Below are 599 nucleotides of genomic sequence, written 5' to 3'. Positions count from 1 at the left end.
CGCGGGGTGCTCACGGCCGGCGCGGGGGCGACGGCGTGACCGGCCTCGCAGAGGAGGCCGACGCCCTGTTCGGCCAGGTCCGGGGCGTCATGTCCGCGATTCCCGCCGATCGTCTGGACGCCCTCGCGCAAGCCATCGCCCGGGCCCGGATCTGCGCCCTTTACGGACAGGGACGGGCCGGCCTCGTCATGGAGGCCTTCACGATGCGCCTGCATCATCTGGGCGTCGAGGCGCACGCGGTCGGGGCGATGAACGCGTCGCCCGTGGGGCCGGGTGACCTCTTCCTGGTCAACGCCGCCATGGGCGATCTGCCGACCGCGCTGGCGCTGATCGGATCGGCCCGCCGGGCCGGGGCGGGCGTCGCGCTGTTCACTGCTGCGGTCGACAGCGCCGCGGCGGCGGACGCCGACCACGTAGTGCCGATCCCGGCCCCCATGGGGCGCGGCGTCGACCCGACCGGTCCGCTCGTGATGGGCGGCGCCTATGAATGGGCGCTGTGGGGTGCGACCGAGCTGCTGGTCCACCGCCTCATGCGGCTGCTCGGCGTGACCCAGGACGCGATGTGGGCGCGCCACGCTAACCTGCTTTGATGACGCGGG

General features: G+C 74.0%; 1 protein-coding gene. It reads left to right on the top strand.

Going from position 1 to position 599, the window contains the following annotated elements; genetic code table 11:
- On the top strand, nucleotides 1-590 hold a 590-nt coding region (locus ACYVO7_RS25765; protein ID WP_460452614.1), incomplete at its 5' end, for a phosphoheptose isomerase family protein.
- Between the last annotated feature and the right edge of the window lie 9 nt (nucleotides 591-599).

This window comes from Alsobacter sp. SYSU BS001988 (assembly GCF_054796215.1).
The sequence above is the reverse complement of the archived record's forward strand: the minus strand, read 5'-3'. Positions and strand labels throughout refer to the sequence as shown.